Here is a 17,739-nt window from a genome sequence, read left to right as displayed (position 1 = left end):
TACGGAACATTGATGAACGCCGACTTCCTTTCCCCCGAGCAGATTCCCGCCGTCTCCTGCAATGAGCGCTGGCATGGCGCGATCGAAGGCCTGCATGAACGCTTGCTGTTCGGCTGGGCGTTCGACCGGGAGCGCCCGGATTCCCGGGTGGTCGTCGAGATATGCCTGGATGGCATGCCTTGCGCGTTCGCCGCTGCCGATGCCGCCCGCCCCGACCTGGCGGACATGCTGGGCGTCCCCGACGGGCACGTCCCCGACGGGGGCGCCGACGTCTGCCATGGCTTCGTCGCCGACCTGGGCGAACTACCATCCGGCGCGCGTGGCGTACTCACTGCGCGAATCGCGAATACCGATGCCGTGCTGGCCGGTGCCCTGGCACTGGATAACACGCGGTCGGCGCCGGTCACCGCGCTGAGTTCCGTTGTCTATGATGGCGGACTGCGCCTGTCTGGCTGGGCAATCGATCCCGCCGATCCGCGCCGCGCCGTCACCGTGCGTGCCCTGGACGGCCACAACGTGGTCGCGCAAGCCGTCGCCGACATCGTGCTCCCATCGATGCGTGGACATGTCGAGGGGCCGCACGGCTTCGAGCTCGCACTGCCCCTGTCGCTGGCCGACGGCAAGACGCGTGAAATCCGTGTGGTCAATGACAGCGGGCAAGCGCTGAACGGCAGCCCGGCATTCGTCTGCTGCGTGCCCGGCGGCATGGCGGCCCTGCTGCCGGCCGGCAGTGACAAGCTGATGCTGGAAGTGGCCACCATGTATGAACGGCTGGTGCCACGCAGCGTGCCGCTGCGGGCGTGGCCGGAATGGTCGACCCGCTTCGATGGTGCAACTGCCGGGCTCGAACCACGCCCTCCTGTCTCGCTCAAGGCCGCCATCCTGATCACTGGAACGGCGGATGAAGGTGTCATCGCCCGCACCGCGGCCAGCCTGCAAGGCCAGGGCGTGATCGTCCAGGCCTTCTCCTCCCGGCCTTTTCCCGCCTTGCTGGCCAGCGCCATGGCTGCCGGCTGCGACGTCATCGGCTGCGTGCGCGCCGGCGATACGCTGCCTGCCCAGGCACTCGTCCATGCGCTGGAAGGCTTCGCGCTCGGGGATGCGCAACTGGTCTACACGGACAGCGAACAGGACAGCCGCCCATGGTTCAAGCCGGCGTGGAATGCCGACTATGCGCTGGCGACCGATTACCCGCTGGAGCTGCTGCTGGTCCGCGGCGCGCTCCTGTCACACCTGGAACCACCGGATGATCAAGCCGAATTCGCCTGGTCGGCGCTGGCCGCCGCCGGGGCCCTGGGTGAACAGGCAATCGTGCATGTGCCACGCGTGCTGTACCGCATGAACAGCCCGTTGACGGACGAGGAGCGTGGCCAGCGGGCGCGGGCCGCCGATCGGGCGGCGCGGATGCTCGAACCCGGCTTGCAGCTGAAGGCGCTCGAGCGCGTGCCGGCGGGCCTGGCCCATGCCGCCCGCCGCGTACAGGCAAGCTTGCCGGCCGGATGGCAAGACCTGACGGTCAGCCTGGTGATCCCAACGCGCGACCGCGCGGATTTGCTGAAGCGCTGCATCGACAGTATCCGGCGCTTCACCGCATGGCCGAAACTGGACATCGTCGTCATCGACAATGGCTCCGCGGAAGCCGCGACGCTTGCCCTGTTTGCCGAGCTGGCAGCGGAAGGGGTACGGATCCTGCCGATGCCGGGACCGTTCAATTACGCGGACTTGAACAACCGGGCGGTCGCGCTGGCGCGTGGCGATATCGTCGGCCTGATCAACAACGATATCGAGGCGCTGCATGATGGATGGCTGGACGAGATCGTTGCGCAATTGTGCCGCCCGGGCATCGGCGCGGTGGGCGCCAAGCTGCTGTGGCCCAACGGCATGGTCCAGCACGGCGGCGTGCTGCTGGGCATCGGCAACGTGGCGGGGCACTTCGGCAACCTGCTGGCCGATGGCGACTGGGGCGACCACGGCCGCAACCAGTTGCCGCTGCGGGTGAGCGCGTGCACCGCCGCCTGCCTGTTCCTGCGCCGGCAGGACTACCTCGACGTGGGCGGCATGGATGCGCAGGCTTTCCCGGTAGCGTTCAACGATGTGGACCTGTGCCTCAAGCTGCGGGCGAAAGGCAAGGCCATCGTCTGGACACCGTTCGCGAGGTTGCTGCATGCCGAATCGGCCAGCCGCGGCCATGAGGACACGCCGCAGAAGAAGGCGCGCGCGCAGCGCGAAGTCAACGAGTTCCGGCGCAGGTGGGGCCATGTCATCGTGCGGGATCCGGCCTACCACCCTGCCCTCAACCTCGACGCCAACAGCCATGCTTTCGGGGGACTGGCAATCCCGCCGAGACAGCGGCTGCCACGCACCGGATCCCTCTGACCGGATCCCTCTGACCTGGATTCCACCGACCGACATCCATGACAGCCAACAGCAGGCTTGCGCGCGAGCGGGAAATCATCCGGCACCTGAACAGGGTGGTCCTGGAACGCGTTGCGGGAAACGCGGGGCGGTCGTCACTGGCCGCGTATTTCCAGCCGATCGATGCCTTGTCCCAGGGGTTGCCGGTGCCGATCTATGGCGCGATGCTGCTGGTCTGGCAAATCCGCGATCGCGACCTGCAGGCACTGTATCCGCTCGATACACTGGCGAACCGGATCGATTTCCTGTCCTGGTGCGCCTGCCATGGCCTGAAGGAGTACGCGCTGCTGAAGGAATGCACCCCGTTCCGCGATGCGCTCGACAAGCCGGCCTTCCCTCCCGGGAAATTACCCGAACTCGATGCCGGCAACGCGCTCTCCTGGCTGATGGTGCTCACGGCATTGCGCCGTACCGACCTCAAGGTCGACATCGCCCGGCCGGCGGACCGGGCAAGACTGCTGGTCTGGTACCTGGAGCACGGATTCGCGTCCGCGGCGATCGAACCGCGCGTGGCCGCCTGGCAAACAGAGTTCCTGCTGCGCGTGCTTCCCTCCGGCATGACGGCGCACCAGGCCATCCTGCATCAGGCGCGGCAGGACCTGCAGCAGGAGTTTCCCCTTCCATCGAAGGCGGCCGACTACCAGGAATGGTATGCCCGCTCGGCGGAGTATCGCCGCCTGGCTCCGGCAAGCGCCGCGCCGCCGGAAGAAAACCCCAAGGCAGGTGAACCGTTCGGCGTGAATGTCATCGGCCACCTGTCGGGGGTTTCCGGCATTGCCGAGGATTCGCGCATGGCGCTGGCGTCCCTGGCCAGGACAACCATTCCCGCCGCGCCTGTCGATTATGTCGATGGCGCTCCGGCGGCGGGCGGCCCGGAGCACCGTTACGCCGTCAACCTCTTCTGCTTCCCGGCGCTGGAGCATGCGCGCTACGTTGCCGAGCGCGGTGGCAACGGTATCGCGGGCCGCTACAACATCGCCTGCTGGCCATGGGAGATCTCCCATTGGCCGGAACAATGGCACCACCTGTTCGCGCTGGCCGATGAAATCTGGGCACCGAGCCGTTACATCCAGGAGGCCATCAAACCGGCTTCGCCGGTTCCGGTGCTGCATATGCCGATGGCTGTCGAGACGCCGCCGGCCAGCCGGCTGGGCCGGCGCGACTTTGCCTTGCCGGAAAACGCCTTCCTGTTCTACTTTTCGTACGACCTCAGGTCGGCATCGCTGCGCAAGAATCCGGAAGCGTGTATCGAAGCCTTCCTGGCCGCCTTCCCTGGCGGCACGGAGGTTGGCCTGGTGATCAAGGCCTTGCGGCCGGAAAGCGACGGCGCCGCTTGGCAGCGCCTCCAGGACACCGCCCGCCGTGACGGGAGAATCCACCTGATCGACAGGACACTCGACCGGGGCGACCTGGCCGCCTTGTATTCGGCCTGCGACTGCTTCATTTCGCTGCACCGTGCCGAAGGCTTCGGCAGGAATATCGCGGAGGCCATGAGCCTGGGAAAACCGGTCATCACCACCGGCTATTCGGGGAATCGGGATTTCACCGATGCGGCCAACAGCGTATTGGTCGCCTGCACACCCAGGGAAATTCAGGAAGGAGATTATCCCTACGTCACGGGCGGAACCTGGGTCGATCCGGATATCCAGGACGCCGCAGCAGCCATGCGGCGCGTGGCTGGCGACGCCGCACTTGCGACCGGCCTGCAAGCCGCCGGCCGCAGGACGATGCTGCGCCACTCCACGTTCCAGGTCGCGCGCACGTACATGGACCGCTTGAAGCACATCAGAAAAAACCTGCCGAAACCAGACCGAAGAGACGACGACAATGAACTGGTATAAGAAAGACACACGGCCCAGCCTGCTCATAGCGCATGCCGATGAAGAGGGCCTGGCGTTTGCCCAACTGCTGCATCATGCACTGCCGAGCAATGACTATGCGATCAGCCTGATGCCCGCGAGCGGTGCCGCCGCTTTTCGGCCGGCACATGAGCAGCGGGTCATTTGCAGCGACGTCAGGTCGACGATCGATTTCGCGCACATCCGTGGCAATGTGCATGTTTTCGCGCAGTCGCCCTACGCCGCCATCGAGCAGGGCGGCATGTCCCAGGTCGAGAAGCAACAGCTTTACCTGGCGGTGCACAACAGCTTGAGCAAGGGCCGGCGCGTACTGGCGCTGAGCGAACATTGCCGGATGGATGTACAACAATTCCATTCGATGCATGTCTTCCTGGCCCACCTGCCCTCCACCTACAGCGATGTAGTGTCGTCGCTGGACATGGATGGCGTCGCGATCATCGTCAACGACGACGAGCTGGCCATGTGGACCGGCGTGCTGGAAAAGCTCGACCAGTTTTCGCCGACCGTGTACCTCAACAGCCGCTCCGAACAGACTCCGGTCAGCGCCATCGGGATGAGGATGCCGCATTCCGGCTTCATTCCAACCCGCCCCGCCGTCCAGATTTACCTGGGCAAGGACAGGTCCTATTGCACGCCACTGCGCATCATCGACGCGTCGGCCACGGGCTCGGCCGTGGTGCAGGTCACCTACGACGGACTCCTGCGAGGGAATGGCAGGCTGATGCCGGCCGACTGTATCGGCTATTTCAGCCTGGACCGGCAAGTAGCGGACCCGTCCGAGCTCATGGCGTTCGTTGCGCATCTGCTGAGCAACCGGATGTTCCATGATTCCATCCTCACGGCACAGCGGCGCTACCTGCCGAATTTCCAGTCCAACCGCGCCGACTTTTTCGAATTGCTGACCAAATGAAAAGAATAGCCTGGTGCACGCCATTCTCCGCGGCCTCGTCGATCAGCGAGTTTTCCCACACGCTCATCGAGAGCTACAACAGCGATCCGGAACTCAAGGCTCGCGCGCAAATCGATGTGCTGGTCAATGAAAACGGCCGCCGCTACCGATCGACCAGCAAGTGCCTGAGCATCCGGCAGATCCTGGGTTCGCAGGACTCCATCAGCCTGTTCACTGAACATTACGACGATATCTTCTACAACCTGGGCAACAACAAGGAAAACCACCAGGACATCTTCGATCTGGCGGCCAAGGCGCCCGGCATCGCGATCCTGCATGATTATGTCTACCAGCATTATCTTGCTGCGCGCATCTTCACCGACAGCAATGCGCCGAAGGTCTATGCCTACCTGATGGGCCGACATTATGGTGCATCCGGCCTGGCCAGCGTCCATGCGTCGCAGATCCTCAGGCCGCGCGAATCGCGGATCGGACTCTGGGATACCGACCTCACCAGCAGGTACCCGCTGATCGAAGCAATCGTGGCCAACCCGCGCTACAAAGGCATCGTGGTGCATTCGGACATGGTGCGGCGGGCCGTGGCGGAAACCTTCAGTGGACCGATTCTCCAGTTGCGCCTGCCGGGCGATGAAAAGGAATCGCCATCGGCGGAGACGATCGCGCGCTGGCGCGAGGATACGGGAAAGCGCAGCAGGGTCACCGTGGCTGTTATCGGCCACATCCAGCGCGGCAAGCAGATCCACCGGCTGCTCGACGCGATATTCTCCGCGCCGGGTATCGCCGATCTCCTGCAAACGGTGATCATCGCCGGCAAGCCAGCCGACAGCGAATATGTCGAGCACCTCAAAAAAATGATACTCGACCATCCGCTTGGCGCACTGGTGCGCCTCGAACTCAATGTCAGCCATGAACGGCTGCAGGAGATCAAGGAGGCAGCGGACTTCTTCGTGAATGTGCGCCATCCCAACACCGAGGGGGGATCCGGCTCGCTGATCGAGCAGCTGGCGTGCAACAAGGCCGTCATTGTATTGAACAGCGGAATTTTCGCCGAGGTGAAGGGCGGCGTCATCAAGATCGAAAACCTCCACGACCCTGCGGAAATGCAGCGCGCCATCCACAAGCTGGCTTCGTCGGCGGAATACCGCGTGCAACTGGGCGACGAGGCGAGACAATACGCGATGTCATTCCTGTCCAGGGATTACATGCGCGAAGCACTGGATTTCAGCGAATCCCTGAAGAAGGAAAACCGGCTGCCTACCCAGCTCGATTTCAACGAAATCCTGCTCCACGACTCGGAAACGCGGGGGCCGGAACCCTTGTTCCAGTGGGGTGATGCGGCATTCGCCGAGTTCGCGAAAATCATTTTCCAGCCATATTTTTCGCAGGAATTCCTCGATTATCTGGCCAGGACCGCGCAGCAGGACAAAATCAATGCCTACAAGCGATACTCCTTTGCCAGGGTATTGCTGTCATTTTTCGATCATGCGGCAAAGGGCGAGGAATGCAAATACTGGCTGTTGCCGGCCCACCTGAATTTCGCCGACTGCTATGTGCTGGCCTGCCTGAAGGAGCAGCATTACCACACCTTCGCCAGCCTTCTGTCGGGAGTAGGAGTTGTGCAGATCAAGCAGTGGTCGATTGTCGCACAACGTTTTTCAACAGCCACTATCGTTGAGAGATTTGCACTCTTGCTGGCCCTTTGGAAAGACCAGAATGCCCCCGTATCCCAGGCAGAGTTCGGGGATTTCTGTGATATCATAAAAGCCACTGTTTCTGCAAAATTCATCGAAGTCATCCGATTGGTAGCGACATTGCCGGAGGAAGATTTCAGCCGTCTCATGCTGGGTGAATGGCGCAATTTCATCGACACCAGGCAATACCGCAGTTCCTATCTCGATTTGCATGAAGGAATCCATGGGGACCATGAGACGCTCGTCAAGCATTACGAAGCACATGGCAAAAACGAAGGCCGAGTCGCTAGGGTGTCGCTGCAACGATTGCTTTCAGCCACAAAAAAATGACTAATGCCAATTTCAATACGGCGGTGTTGGGATATTTTGGATACCAGAATGCCGGCGATGACGCGTTCCACGATTTCTGGTCGCGCACCATGGGTGTTCCGGATGCCTCGCTGCTGAAGAATTTGCGGGGCCTGAATGTCAAGTCGCCAGTCCTGGGCGGCGGCGCGATCGTCAACGAATATTTCATTTCACGGCTGCCGGAAAGCTTCGATCGGCTCAGCCTGTACGGTTGCTCGTTTCCCTATGGCCCGGATGATATCCAGCTGCTCGCACCATTCGCTGGCCGCATCGGCGACATTCATTTGCGGAGCAAGCGCGATGCCGAGGCGGCAAGGGAACTGTTTCCATCGACCCGGTATGTACCCGATCTGGTCTTTGGCCATGACTTCGCCGAGCGGCACATTACCATCGAAGAGATCGTTGGCCAGTGCGAAGTCCCGCCGATCGAGTTCGATTTCCAGCGCAAGAACCTGTTCCTCCTGCTGTCCGACCATTATCGCCCGGGCGAGCTGAGCAGGCATTTTCTCGTTGAATCGTTCAAGTACAGGATCGCCGAAACGCTCGATTATCTTTCGGAGTTCTACAACATCATCTGCCTGCCCATGAGCATGTGGCATGACAGCCGGGATAATGTTTTCGCGGCCGACGTCGTCAGCAGGATGAGAATGCGCGAGAAGGTCGCGGCGATCGACAGGTATCTCGGACCGGACTATATATTCCAGGCCATCAAATCCCAGGCGTCGCTGGTCGTTTCGATGAAATACCACGGCATTGTTTTTGCAATGTGCGCGGGAGTGCCATTCATCAATGTCGGCGACACGCGGAAGAACCAGGACCTGCTCGTGGATTCCGGACTGGGCGCGCTCGAAAGCAGCATGGGCGATTTTGACAGGGACCGCTTTCTCGCGGCGGTGAAAGTCGCCGAATCCGCCGATACGCGCGAGCTCATTCTCGACACGGCAGCGAGGAACCGCGAGGAAGTTCAGGCGGCAATGAAAGCCATCGGCAAGAATCTAGATTTTTCACCAGTATAGGGCCAGTCATGCGCGATATCGACCCCGACGACATGCATCCGGATTTCCTGAAGGCGATTGAGAAATTATGCGGTAACAGCGATTATGTGCGCGGGCATTTGCCGCGATATATGCATACGCTGAGGCATATGCCGACGCCCAGCCAGTTCAAGGATGAGCAGACACGCGTGCTGGAGATCGGCACGTCTTTCATATTTCCGCCGATTCTGCTGGACTTGTTCAAATACAGCAAGGTCGACGTAACGCATTTCCTGCCTGGAGATAAACGGGTGGAATTGCAGATCCCCGTGCCGAACGATGGAAGGCTGCTGACCGCCTACAATATCAATCTCGAGGAAGAGGCCCTGCCTGTCCCGGACGCGCAATATGACATGGTACTGTTCATGGAAGTGATCGAACACATGGAACGCGATCCCATGCATATCATGTGCGAAATCAACCGGGTCTTGAAGGACGACGGATTCATCTACATCACCACTCCCAACAGCACGTCGGGAAGAAATGTCGTGAAAATCCTCAATGGCTTCGCCCCGCATTTCTTCATGCAGTATTCCAAGACCAAGAGCTTGTACCGCCACAATATCGAATACGATCCCCGGCAGGTCAAGGCCATGCTGGAAGCGGCGGGATTCCGCATGCTCAGGTTCTGGACTGCCGATAATTTCGAGCCCAAGGTGCCTGAAATCCTGGAAAAACTGGAGAGCTGGGGGTATTCAACGGCGAACCGTGGCGACAATATCCTGGGGATTGCCCAGAAAGTAGGTCCGCCCAAGGAGCGCTTCCCGCGCGAGATCTACTTCTGACGGCATTGGGGAGCTGGCCGCTCAGCCCGCCAGCAACCCCAGCTGCTCCGCCTCCAGGTAACACCACTCCCCCTCTTTCAAGCCCAGGTCGGCCAGCTGCAAGCCGCCGATGGCCGACCGGTGCAGCGCGCTGCAATGGTTGCCCGCGGCGGCCAGCATGCGTTTGACCTGGTGGTACTTACCCTGCTCCAGCACGATTTCCAGCTGGTTCTCGCCTTTCGGTTCGCACACCTGGGCGGCCAGCGGCGCCGGTTCGTCATGCAGCTGCACGCCGGACAGCATCTGCGCGACCAGCGCATCCGTCACCGGCTCGGCGGTCGTGGCCTGGTACACCTTCGGCACATGGCGTTTTGGCGACGATTGGGCGTGGATGAACGGGCCGTCGTCGGAGATCAGCAGCAGCCCCGTGGTGTCATGGTCGAGGCGGCCCACCGGCTGCACTTCGCGCCAGGTGAATTGTTCGGGCAGCAAGGTCAGCACGCCGGGATGGTGGCTGGGCTTGCGCGAGCATTCGTAGCCGGCCGGCTTGTACAGCGCGATATACACATGCTCGCGGTAACGCCATTCTTCCTCGAAGACGGTCAGCACGAGCCCATCCGTTTCAATGGCGGTCTTGTAGTTGTCGACGATGGCGCCGTTGACGGCCACTTCGCCGTCTTCGATCAGCGCGCGGCAGTATTTACGGGTGCCGAAACCCTGGGATTGGAGGATGCGATCCAGCGATAATTTGCTCATGGGAAGCATTCTACCGGATTGCAAGGGACAATCGCTTTGCCGTTGAGGAATGTCAAGTTGTACACCGTCGCCGTTGATACACTGAAACGCATGTAGGAATTTGCTGAACAGCAGCCTTTCTTCCTACCCTATTGTTAAGAAAGTATCCGAGATCCCGATACGATCGATTTCCAGGAGGCCGTAATGATCACTGTTGAATGCCGCTCCGACCTCGCCCGCGACGCCGCCGGACGGTTCGCCACCGAACTGTTGATCACGCGTTGCCGCACGGGCGCCGAACAGGCATTGATGCCGCAGCATCGCTGGTTCGCGGCCACCACGCAAGGCTTGCACGACTGGCTGCGCGAAGGCGGCTTCCAGAGCGAGATCGCGGCGGTGCGGCGGCCGGCGGCCGCCGGCGGCCAAGGGAACGATCACAGCCGGCGATGAACAGATGGCGCGGGCATTCATGCCGGGATTGCCCGGCACGGGCGATGAGGCTGGCGATGAGGCCTGCGACGATGTTCGCAACGATGTTCTGATCTAAGCGAAAACAGCGGCACAAGGCCGCTGTTTTCCAGCCCCCGGAAAGGGACCAGTGAGGAATTTAATTCTCTCAATTCGCTGATGCGATCGATAGTTCACTACGCGACGCGATACGGATGACAACCGCGCGATCGAATGTTGAGTGCTTTTAAGATTGCGCCCTCCGTTCAATAACTACAGGACTACTATAACCTATCTGCAGTCGTTTTCAAGCCCGCGATCGCCATCATGTGAAAACTGGTTTCATTAACGAGCTTACTTGATGACCGGCACGCCGGCGGCGACCGCGGCCTTCACCGCGCCACTGCCCACCGCCGCACCGAATTTCTTCAGCACGCGCTCCGGCAAGCCTTCATGTTGCGTGTAGTCGATGATGTCTTCAGCCTTGACGACGTCGCGCGCCACGCTGTCCACGCTGCCCAGCTCGTCCACCAGGCCCATGTCGATGGCGCGCGCGCCGGTCCAGAACGAACCGGAGAAGGTCTCGGGCGTTTCCTGCAGGCGCTTGCCGCGGCCGGCGCGCACGGTTTCGATGAATTGCTGGTGGATTTCGTTCAGCATCGCCTGGGCGTGCTGTTTCTGCTTGTCCGACTGCGGGCTGAACGGATCCATGAACCCCTTGTTGGCGCCGGCCGTGAGCAGGCGCCGCTCGATGCCCAGCTTTTCCATGGTACCGGTGAAGCCGAAGCCATCCATCAACACGCCGATCGAGCCGATGATGCTGGCCTTGTTCACGTAGATCCTGTCGGCGGCGGACGCGATGTAGTAGCCGCCCGAGGCGCAGATTTCATCGACCACCACGTACAGCGGCTTCTCCGGATAGCCCTCGCGCAGGCGGCGGATTTCGTCGACGATCATGCCGGCCTGCACGGGGCTGCCGCCGGGGCTGTTGATGTGCAGGACCACGGCAACCGAGCCGTCGTCCGAAAACGCCTTGTTGAGCGCGGGGATCACGACCGCTGCCGCGCCGCTGCCCTGCGCTTCGATATCGCCCTCGATCTCGATCAGCGCCGTGTGCCGGCCGACGTCGCCTTCGCCGCCGAATACATTGACCTCGAAGTAGCTGGCGATCGCAAAGAAGACGAGCAGCAGCAGCGCCACCTTGTAGAAGATGCTCCAGCGGCGATTGGCGCGCTGTTCCTTGATGGTGGCGAACACGAGCTTTTCCAGCACCTCGCGTTCCCACTTGATGGGCGGTGTGTCCGAACGGGCAGGATCTGGCGGCAGGGCGCCAGGCGTATCTGGAGTGTCGTTGCTCATGTCGGGGTCGTCGGGGGACGGATGTAATCGTCCGGTTGCCAATACAGGTTGCCATCGCGCTCGGCCAGCGCCACCGGCCGCAGGCGGCCGCCGCGGCACGGACCTCCGGCGCACTGGCCGCTGCTGGGAATATACACGGCGCCGTGCGTGGAGCACATCAGGTACAAGCCGCTGGATTCAAAGAAATCGCCTTCGTTCCAGTCCAGCTCGATCGGCACGTGGGCGCACCGGTTCAGGTAGGCATAAGCCTTGCCGCCATGCCGGATCACGAAGCCCGTGGCCGGCTGGCCGCCGGCCAGTACGGGAAAGCGCACGCCCTTACCGTTGTCGAGCACGGCGTCGGCGGCGCAGATCAGGATGTCGGTGTTCACGGCCAGGCTGCGTTCCGGTGGATGCCCATCAGGCGTTGGCGTTCAGCCACTGGTGCAATTCCGGCACGTTCTTCGCCGAAAAGACCGGGCGGCAGGCGGTCAGCTGATCGACCGGGTGGGCGCCATACTCGACGGCGATGCCGGCCGCCCCGGCGTTCTGCGCCATCATCAGGTCGTGCGAGGTGTCGCCGATCATCACGGTGCGGCGCATGTCCTGGCCCAGTTCACGGGTCAATTCCTGCAGCATGGCCGGGTGCGGCTTGGAAAACGTTTCATCGGCGCAGCGCGTGGCGTGGAACGTGGTCAGCAGCTTTGCCGCGTTCAGCGCGCGGTTCAGGCCCACGCGGCTCTTGCCGGTGGCCACGGCCAGGAAATAGCCCTGCTGCGACAGTTCGGTGAGCAATTCCGGCACGCCGTCGAACAGCGTCAGTTCATGGTCCTTGGTCAGGTAGTGGTAACGGTAGCGTTCGACCATGCGCGGGTAGTACTTCGAGTCTACCTCCGGACCCAGCACTTTCTGCATGGCTTCCGACAGGCCCAGGCCGATCACGTGGGATGCCGCCTCCCGCGAAGGAATCGGCAGGCCCAGGTCCCTGGCCGCGGACTGGATGCTTTTCACGATGGTGGCCGTGCTGTCCATCAGCGTGCCATCCCAGTCGAAGACGATCAGGTCAAATTGCTTTCTTGCCATGTGCTCCGGCGAGGCCGGCTCCATTCTTGTTGCCCGCTTTATTGCAGAGCAGAGTTATCAGGTTGGCCCAAGCTTACCAAGAATTTTTCGCATTCGGGGGCGAGCGGCGCGTTCAAGGTCATGATTTTCCCGCTCTCGGGATGGCGGAACGTGATCTGGTGCGCGTGCAGGAACATGCGCTTGAGCGGCACCGCGCGTTTTTGCAGCGCCTTGTTCAAGGCGAAGTCGCCGTATTTGTCGTCGCCGGCGATCGGGAAACCCGTCGATTGCAGGTGCACGCGGATCTGGTGCGTGCGCCCGGTTTTCAGTTCCGCCTCGAGCAGCGCGAATTCGCGGTATTTCCTCAGCAGCGAAAACACCGTGTGCGACGGCATGCCCGTTTCCATCACGGCCACGCGGCGCTCGCCATCGCCGGTGGTGTATTTGTGCAGCGGCGCCTTGACGTGCTGGCGCTTGTTTTTCCAGTCGCCGGTGGCCAGCGCCAGGTAACGCTTGTCCGTTTCGCCGTCGCGCATCTGCTCGTGCAGGCTGGTCAGCGCCGAACGCTTTTTCGCCAGCAGCAGCAGGCCGGACGTTTCACGGTCCAGCCGGTGCACCAGTTCCAGGAATTTCGCATCCGGCCGGGAGGCGCGCAGCTGCTCGATCACGCCGAACGAGACGCCGGAGCCGCCATGCACCGCCACGCCGGCCGGCTTGTCGATGACGAGCAGGTGCGCATCTTCGTAAATGACGGGAAATTCCGCGGCGGGCGCGGCATTGTCCGGCTTCTCCGCGATACGCACGGGTGGAATGCGCACCACGTCGCCCGCCACCAGGCGGTACAACTGGTCGATCCTGCCCTTGTTCACACGCACTTCACCGGAGCGCAGGATGCGGTAGACGTGGCTCTTCGGTACGCCTTTGCAAATACGCAACAAGTAGTTATCGATACGCTGTCCGGCCTCTTCTTCGCCGATCGTCACGAATTGTGCTTGTGGCAGGACTGTCTGGGGGGAAGACTGGGCCTCGCTTTGGCGGGGCTTTTGGGTTGTCTTCCCAGAAAATCTCTCTAAGTCCTTCATTTTGAATATATAATCAATTCGCCGTGGCAATGCAGCACTTAACTAAGTGTTTGCCCTGCTGTTGCTGTGTGTAAGAAGAAAACCACGATTTTACACAGGGGCGCATCCGCTGGCCTCGCTTAATTGCGCATTCAGCGGAAATAAACGTATACGCACATACGGGCACGGATCAGGGTGGCAACCAATGTTGTCATCGGGTTGGGTGAACGGATGTTGGAATTAGATTGGCTGGATCGTTTGGATAACTCCGGCAAGCAAGCCCAGAGTCGTTGCTTGCCGGTTGATGAAGCTGATAACGCTTGCCGTTTTCGCCCGGCACCACACAAGATGCCAGGCTCGACCAATTGCGCACGCCCGCATTCTCCGCGGCCCACCTCATGGGGCTGGACAGGATGAGTTGCAGGTGGTGCGAACTCGGCATGACGATCAGCTTCATGCGCCCACTGTGGCAGCTGCGCCTGCGCGCTGCCGCACGACGAGGCATTTCCCCGCAGCCTCCTTAATTCCGCGTATATCCTCGTACGATTGCCGCTCGCGTTCCTGGAACCTGGGCGGCGCATTTGGCCGAAGGGTCGCGGAGTCAAATAAAAAATGAAACGCATGTTGTTCAACGCTACGCAGCAGGAAGAGCTGCGCGTAGCCATTGTCGATGGTCAGAAACTGATCGACATCGACATCGAAACCGCCGGACGCGAGCAACGCAAGTCCAATATCTACAAAGGCGTGATCACCCGCATCGAGCCGTCGCTGGAAGCCTGCTTCGTCAGCTATGGTGAAGACCGCCACGGTTTCCTCCCGTTCAAGGAAGTGGCACGCAGCTATTTCCGCGAAGGTATCGACGTGCGCAACGCCACCATCAAGGATGCGCTGCGCGAAGGCCAGGAAATCGTTGTCCAGGTGGAGAAGGAAGAGCGCGGCAACAAGGGCGCCGCCCTGACGTCGTTCATCTCGCTGGCCGGCCGCTACCTGGTGCTGATGCCGAACAACCCGCGCGGCGGCGGCGTGTCGCGCCGCGTCGAGGGCGAGGAGCGCCAGGAACTGCGCGAAACGATGGACAAGCTGGACTTGCCACAAGGCATGTCCGTGATCGCCCGCACCGCCGGCATCGGCCGAAACGTCGATGAACTGCAGTGGGACCTGAATTACCTGATGCAGCTGTGGCGCGCGATCGAAGGCGCGTCGAAATCGGCTTCCGGCGCCTTCCTGATCTACCAGGAATCGTCGCTCGTGATTCGCGCCATCCGCGATTACTACCAGCCCGACATCGGCGAGATCCTGATCGATACGGACGAGATCTACGAACAGGCCCACCAGTTCATGAGCCACGTGATGCCCGACATGGTGCATCGCGTCAAGCGCTACAGCGACGACGTGCCGCTGTTCTCGCGCTTCCAGATCGAACACCAGATCGAAACGGCCTACAGCCGCACAGTACCGCTGCCATCCGGCGGCGCCATCGTGATCGACCACACCGAAGCCCTGGTGTCCGTGGACGTCAACTCGGCCCGCGCCACGCGCGGTTCCGACATCGAGACCACGGCCTTCCATACCAACTGCGAAGCGGCCGAGGAAGTGGCCCGCCAGTTGCGCCTGCGCGACCTGGGCGGCCTGATCGTGATCGACTTCATCGACATGGAAGTGGCGAAGAACCAGCGTGAAGTGGAACAGCGCCTGAAGGATGCGCTGCACCACGACCGTGCGCGCGTTCAGATGGGCAAGATTTCCCGCTTTGGCCTGATGGAACTGTCGCGCCAGCGCCTGCGCCCTTCGCTGTCCGAAGGCTCGCACGTGACGTGCCCGCGCTGCTCCGGCACCGGTCACATCCGCGATACCGAATCCTCCGCCCTGCAGGTGCTGCGCATCATCCAGGAAGAGGCGATGAAGGAAAACAGCGCCGCCATCCACGTGCAGGTGCCGGTCGACGTGGCCGCCTTCCTGCTCAATGAAAAGCGCGGCGAAGTGCTGAAGATCGAGAACCGCCACCGCATCACCGTGATCCTGGTGCCGAACAAGCACCTCGATACGCCGCACTACAAGCTCGAGCGCATCAAGCACGACGATCCGCGCCTGGAAGAATCGGCCGCCAGCTACACCATGGCCGAGCAGGCGGAGACCGACATGGGCTTCGCCAAGCGCCAGAAGGAAGAGCAGAAGCCGCGCCAGGAAGCCGTGGTGAAGACCATCACGCCAAGCCAGCCGGCCCCGATCGTCGACCGTACGCCTGCCCCGGTACCGGTGCAGCCGGTCGCTCCGCCGCCGGTGGCAGTACCGGCCCCGGCCGAAAAAGGCTTCTTTGCCAAGCTGGTTTCCTTCTTCACCGGCAAGACCGAGGAACCGGCACCGCCGGCTGCCCCGGCCATCGTGACGAAGCCCGCCGCCGTGCCGGCCGAGCGTGCCGACAAGAACGGCCGCGGCCAGCGTGCCCGTGGCCCGCGTGGTCCGAAAGACCGCGAACCGGGTGCCCGCGACGAGGCCGGCAAGCCGGCGACGGAAGCGCGCCCGGCCCGTCCGCCGCGCCCGCCACGCGAACCGCGTGAAAAGCTGGACAAGTTTGCCGACAAGGGTGTCGACAAGGTGGAAGCCGAAGGTGTCGTGGCAGCTGCCGTGACGCCACGCGCCGAGCGTGGCGAACGCCCGGACCGTGCCGAACGCCCGCAGCGCGAGCCGCGTGAACCGCGCGAAGCCCGTCCGCCGCGTGAACCGCGCGAATTGCGTGAAGCGCGCGAAACGAAAGCCCAGCCAGCCGAAGCCAAGGCCGATGAACTGGCGCTGGCCGCAACGGGCGTGGGTCCGGTCGGTACCGGCACGGGCGCCAGTGTCGGCGTGCCGGCCATCGCGCCTGCCGCTGCGCCGTCCGCCGACGCGCCGAGCCTGGTGAAATCCACCGGCAACGCGGGACCGGAAGGCGAGGAACTGGACGGCGAAGGCGGCGACGAGCCGCGCCGCCGCCGCCGCCGTGGCGGTCGCAACCGTAACCGCCGCGAACGTGAAGGCGCCGAAGGCGAAGGCATCGAGTCCGCCGACGAGTTTGCCGGCGCCGCCGCGGAAGGCGACACCATCAAGGCTGCCACCGAATCCGTGGTGACCGAGCAGGTGCAGGTCGCTACCCGCGAAGCAGCCTTGGCGCCGGCCGAAACGCCGGCGGCAGTTGCCCAGGTCGAGCCGGTGGCCGCCGCCGTCGCCGCGATCGAGGCGGTCGAGCACACGCCAGCCGCCGTGGAACCGGTGCAGCAGGTGGCTCCGGCTGCCGAGGCGCCCGTCAGCGCGGAAGTGACGGAAACGAAGCCGGCCGACACCACGCCGGTGGCCATCGAGCCGGCCGAAGCGGAAATCGTGCAGGCACCGGTTGCCGAGCCGCTGCCCGTGGCTGCTGTGCAAGCGCCTGCCGCGCCGGTGGCCATCGAGCCGGCCGAAGCGGAAGTCGTGCAGGCACCCGCCGCCGAACCGCTGCCCGTGGCAGCGCAAGCCGCCGCAGTACCAGCAGAAGCAGCGGAACCTGCGGCCGCCCCGGTAGCAGCCGAGCCGGCCGAAGCGGAAGTTGTCGACGCCCCGGCGGCCGAGCCGCTGCCGCCAGCCACGACCGCGCCTGCCGCCGTCGACGTGACGCCGGTGGTGGAAGCCGCCGTGGTGATCCCGGCTGCCGCCGAGATCGGCACTGCCGAGGCGGTCGCCGCCGAGGACGTGGCAACGCAACCGGTGCCGGTCACCACGGCAGCCGAGCTGCTGGCCGCGCAAGCGCCTGCTCCGGCTCCGGCTCCGGCCCCTGCTCCTGCTCCGGCTCCGGCTCCTGCCCCGGCTCCCGCTCCTGCCGCGGTTGCAGCGGCGCCGGCGGACCTGCAAACGATCCTGGCAGCCGCCGGCCTGCAAATGGCCGCGACGGACCCGGCCAAGCTGCGTGCCGCCCAGGAAGCGGCGGCACACGAAGCAGCGCCGGTGCGGGTGGGCCGCACGCGCAAGCCGGCGCCGGTGGTGGTGGAAGAGCCGCTGGTGCAGGTGGATACCCGACGCTGATCGCCAACGACTGAAAAGGGAAGCTCCGGCTTCCCTTTTTTTT

At 62.9% G+C, this 17,739-nt stretch carries 13 protein-coding genes; 8 read left to right on the top strand and 5 right to left on the bottom strand.

What is annotated here, in order from left to right; translation table 11 throughout:
- Positions 1-12: 12 nt before the first annotated feature.
- Genes EYF70_RS04375 through EYF70_RS04350 form a run of 6 tightly spaced genes read left to right on the top strand, consistent with a single transcriptional unit; the run spans position 13 to position 9,042 of the window.
- A complete protein-coding gene (locus EYF70_RS04375) occupies positions 13-2,376 on the top strand; it encodes a glycosyltransferase family 2 protein (protein WP_131144311.1) in 2,364 nt (787 codons plus the stop codon).
- Between the two features lie 38 nt (positions 2,377-2,414).
- Positions 2,415-4,256 (top strand): glycosyltransferase family 4 protein, encoded by a 1,842-nt coding sequence (locus EYF70_RS04370; RefSeq protein WP_131144310.1) that lies wholly within the window; start codon positions 2,415-2,417, stop codon positions 4,254-4,256.
- Complete coding sequence (locus EYF70_RS04365; RefSeq protein ID WP_131144309.1) at positions 4,243-5,184, top strand: hypothetical protein; 942 nt, start codon at positions 4,243-4,245, stop codon at positions 5,182-5,184. Before EYF70_RS04370 ends, EYF70_RS04365 begins: the two co-directional genes overlap by 14 nt.
- Positions 5,181-7,205, top strand: coding sequence for a glycosyltransferase (locus EYF70_RS04360; RefSeq protein ID WP_131144308.1), 2,025 nt, complete (start codon positions 5,181-5,183; stop codon positions 7,203-7,205). Before EYF70_RS04365 ends, EYF70_RS04360 begins: the two co-directional genes overlap by 4 nt.
- On the top strand, positions 7,202-8,239 hold the full coding sequence (locus tag EYF70_RS04355) for a polysaccharide pyruvyl transferase family protein (protein ID WP_131144307.1): 1,038 nt from the start codon (positions 7,202-7,204) through the stop codon (positions 8,237-8,239). The genes EYF70_RS04360 and EYF70_RS04355 overlap by 4 nt, the downstream gene beginning before the upstream one ends.
- A gap of 8 nt (positions 8,240-8,247) precedes the next feature.
- The gene (locus tag EYF70_RS04350) at positions 8,248-9,042 is read left to right on the top strand and encodes a class I SAM-dependent methyltransferase (RefSeq protein ID WP_131144306.1); all 795 of its coding nucleotides are present in this window, start codon (positions 8,248-8,250) and stop codon (positions 9,040-9,042) included.
- Between the two features lie 21 nt (positions 9,043-9,063).
- Here EYF70_RS04350 and EYF70_RS04345 read toward each other — a convergent pair whose 3' ends face one another.
- A complete protein-coding gene (locus EYF70_RS04345; RefSeq protein WP_131144305.1) occupies positions 9,064-9,777 on the bottom strand; it encodes a pseudouridine synthase in 714 nt (237 codons plus the stop codon).
- Between the two features lie 183 nt (positions 9,778-9,960).
- Between EYF70_RS04345 and EYF70_RS04340 the strand changes: the two genes are divergently transcribed.
- Complete coding sequence (locus EYF70_RS04340; RefSeq protein ID WP_131144304.1) at positions 9,961-10,206, top strand: hypothetical protein; 246 nt, start codon at positions 9,961-9,963, stop codon at positions 10,204-10,206.
- A 351-nt stretch (positions 10,207-10,557) separates the two neighbouring features.
- On the opposite strand, the gene EYF70_RS04335 is transcribed toward EYF70_RS04340, so the two are convergent.
- From EYF70_RS04335 to rluC, 4 genes are read right to left on the bottom strand one after another with little or no spacing between them, the layout of a single operon-like run.
- Positions 10,558-11,562 (bottom strand): S49 family peptidase, encoded by a 1,005-nt coding sequence (locus EYF70_RS04335; RefSeq protein ID WP_131144303.1) that lies wholly within the window; start codon positions 11,560-11,562, stop codon positions 10,558-10,560.
- A complete protein-coding gene (locus tag EYF70_RS04330) occupies positions 11,559-11,939 on the bottom strand; it encodes a Rieske (2Fe-2S) protein (RefSeq protein ID WP_131144302.1) in 381 nt (126 codons plus the stop codon). The genes EYF70_RS04335 and EYF70_RS04330 overlap by 4 nt, the downstream gene beginning before the upstream one ends.
- Positions 11,940-11,961: 22 nt before the next feature.
- The gene (locus EYF70_RS04325) at positions 11,962-12,624 is read right to left on the bottom strand and encodes an HAD-IIIA family hydrolase (protein ID WP_131144301.1); all 663 of its coding nucleotides are present in this window, start codon (positions 12,622-12,624) and stop codon (positions 11,962-11,964) included.
- Positions 12,625-12,662: 38 nt separating this feature from the next.
- A complete protein-coding gene (gene rluC, locus EYF70_RS04320; protein ID WP_131148888.1) occupies positions 12,663-13,685 on the bottom strand; it encodes a 23S rRNA pseudouridine(955/2504/2580) synthase RluC in 1,023 nt (340 codons plus the stop codon).
- 591 nt (positions 13,686-14,276) lie between these two features.
- On the opposite strand from rluC, the gene EYF70_RS04315 reads away from it, so the two are divergent.
- Positions 14,277-17,696: an Rne/Rng family ribonuclease gene (locus tag EYF70_RS04315; RefSeq protein WP_131144300.1), complete on the top strand. Its 3,420-nt coding sequence runs from the start codon at positions 14,277-14,279 to the stop codon at positions 17,694-17,696.
- The last annotated feature ends 43 nt before the right edge of the window (positions 17,697-17,739 follow it).

This window comes from Pseudoduganella albidiflava (genome assembly GCF_004322755.1).
Lineage (GTDB): Bacteria > Pseudomonadota > Gammaproteobacteria > Burkholderiales > Burkholderiaceae_D > Rugamonas > Rugamonas albidiflava.
This window is presented reverse-complemented; position numbering and strand designations above follow the sequence as displayed.

Coding starts and splice junctions, on each gene's coding strand:
- EYF70_RS04365 (WP_131144309.1), top strand. CDS start 4,243: ATGAACTGGTATAAGAAAGACACACGGCCCAGCCTGCTCATAGCGCAT.
- EYF70_RS04355 (WP_131144307.1), top strand. CDS start 7,202: ATGACTAATGCCAATTTCAATACGGCGGTGTTGGGATATTTTGGATAC.
- EYF70_RS04350 (WP_131144306.1), top strand. CDS start 8,248: ATGCGCGATATCGACCCCGACGACATGCATCCGGATTTCCTGAAGGCG.
- EYF70_RS04340 (WP_131144304.1), top strand. CDS start 9,961: ATGATCACTGTTGAATGCCGCTCCGACCTCGCCCGCGACGCCGCCGGA.
- EYF70_RS04370 (WP_131144310.1), top strand. CDS start 2,415: ATGACAGCCAACAGCAGGCTTGCGCGCGAGCGGGAAATCATCCGGCAC.
- EYF70_RS04360 (WP_131144308.1), top strand. CDS start 5,181: ATGAAAAGAATAGCCTGGTGCACGCCATTCTCCGCGGCCTCGTCGATC.
- EYF70_RS04345 (WP_131144305.1), bottom strand. CDS start 9,777: ATGAGCAAATTATCGCTGGATCGCATCCTCCAATCCCAGGGTTTCGGC.
- EYF70_RS04325 (WP_131144301.1), bottom strand. CDS start 12,624: ATGGCAAGAAAGCAATTTGACCTGATCGTCTTCGACTGGGATGGCACG.
- EYF70_RS04375 (WP_131144311.1), top strand. CDS start 13: ATGAACGCCGACTTCCTTTCCCCCGAGCAGATTCCCGCCGTCTCCTGC.
- EYF70_RS04335 (WP_131144303.1), bottom strand. CDS start 11,562: ATGAGCAACGACACTCCAGATACGCCTGGCGCCCTGCCGCCAGATCCT.
- rluC (WP_131148888.1), bottom strand. CDS start 13,685: ATGAAGGACTTAGAGAGATTTTCTGGGAAGACAACCCAAAAGCCCCGC.
- EYF70_RS04315 (WP_131144300.1), top strand. CDS start 14,277: ATGAAACGCATGTTGTTCAACGCTACGCAGCAGGAAGAGCTGCGCGTA.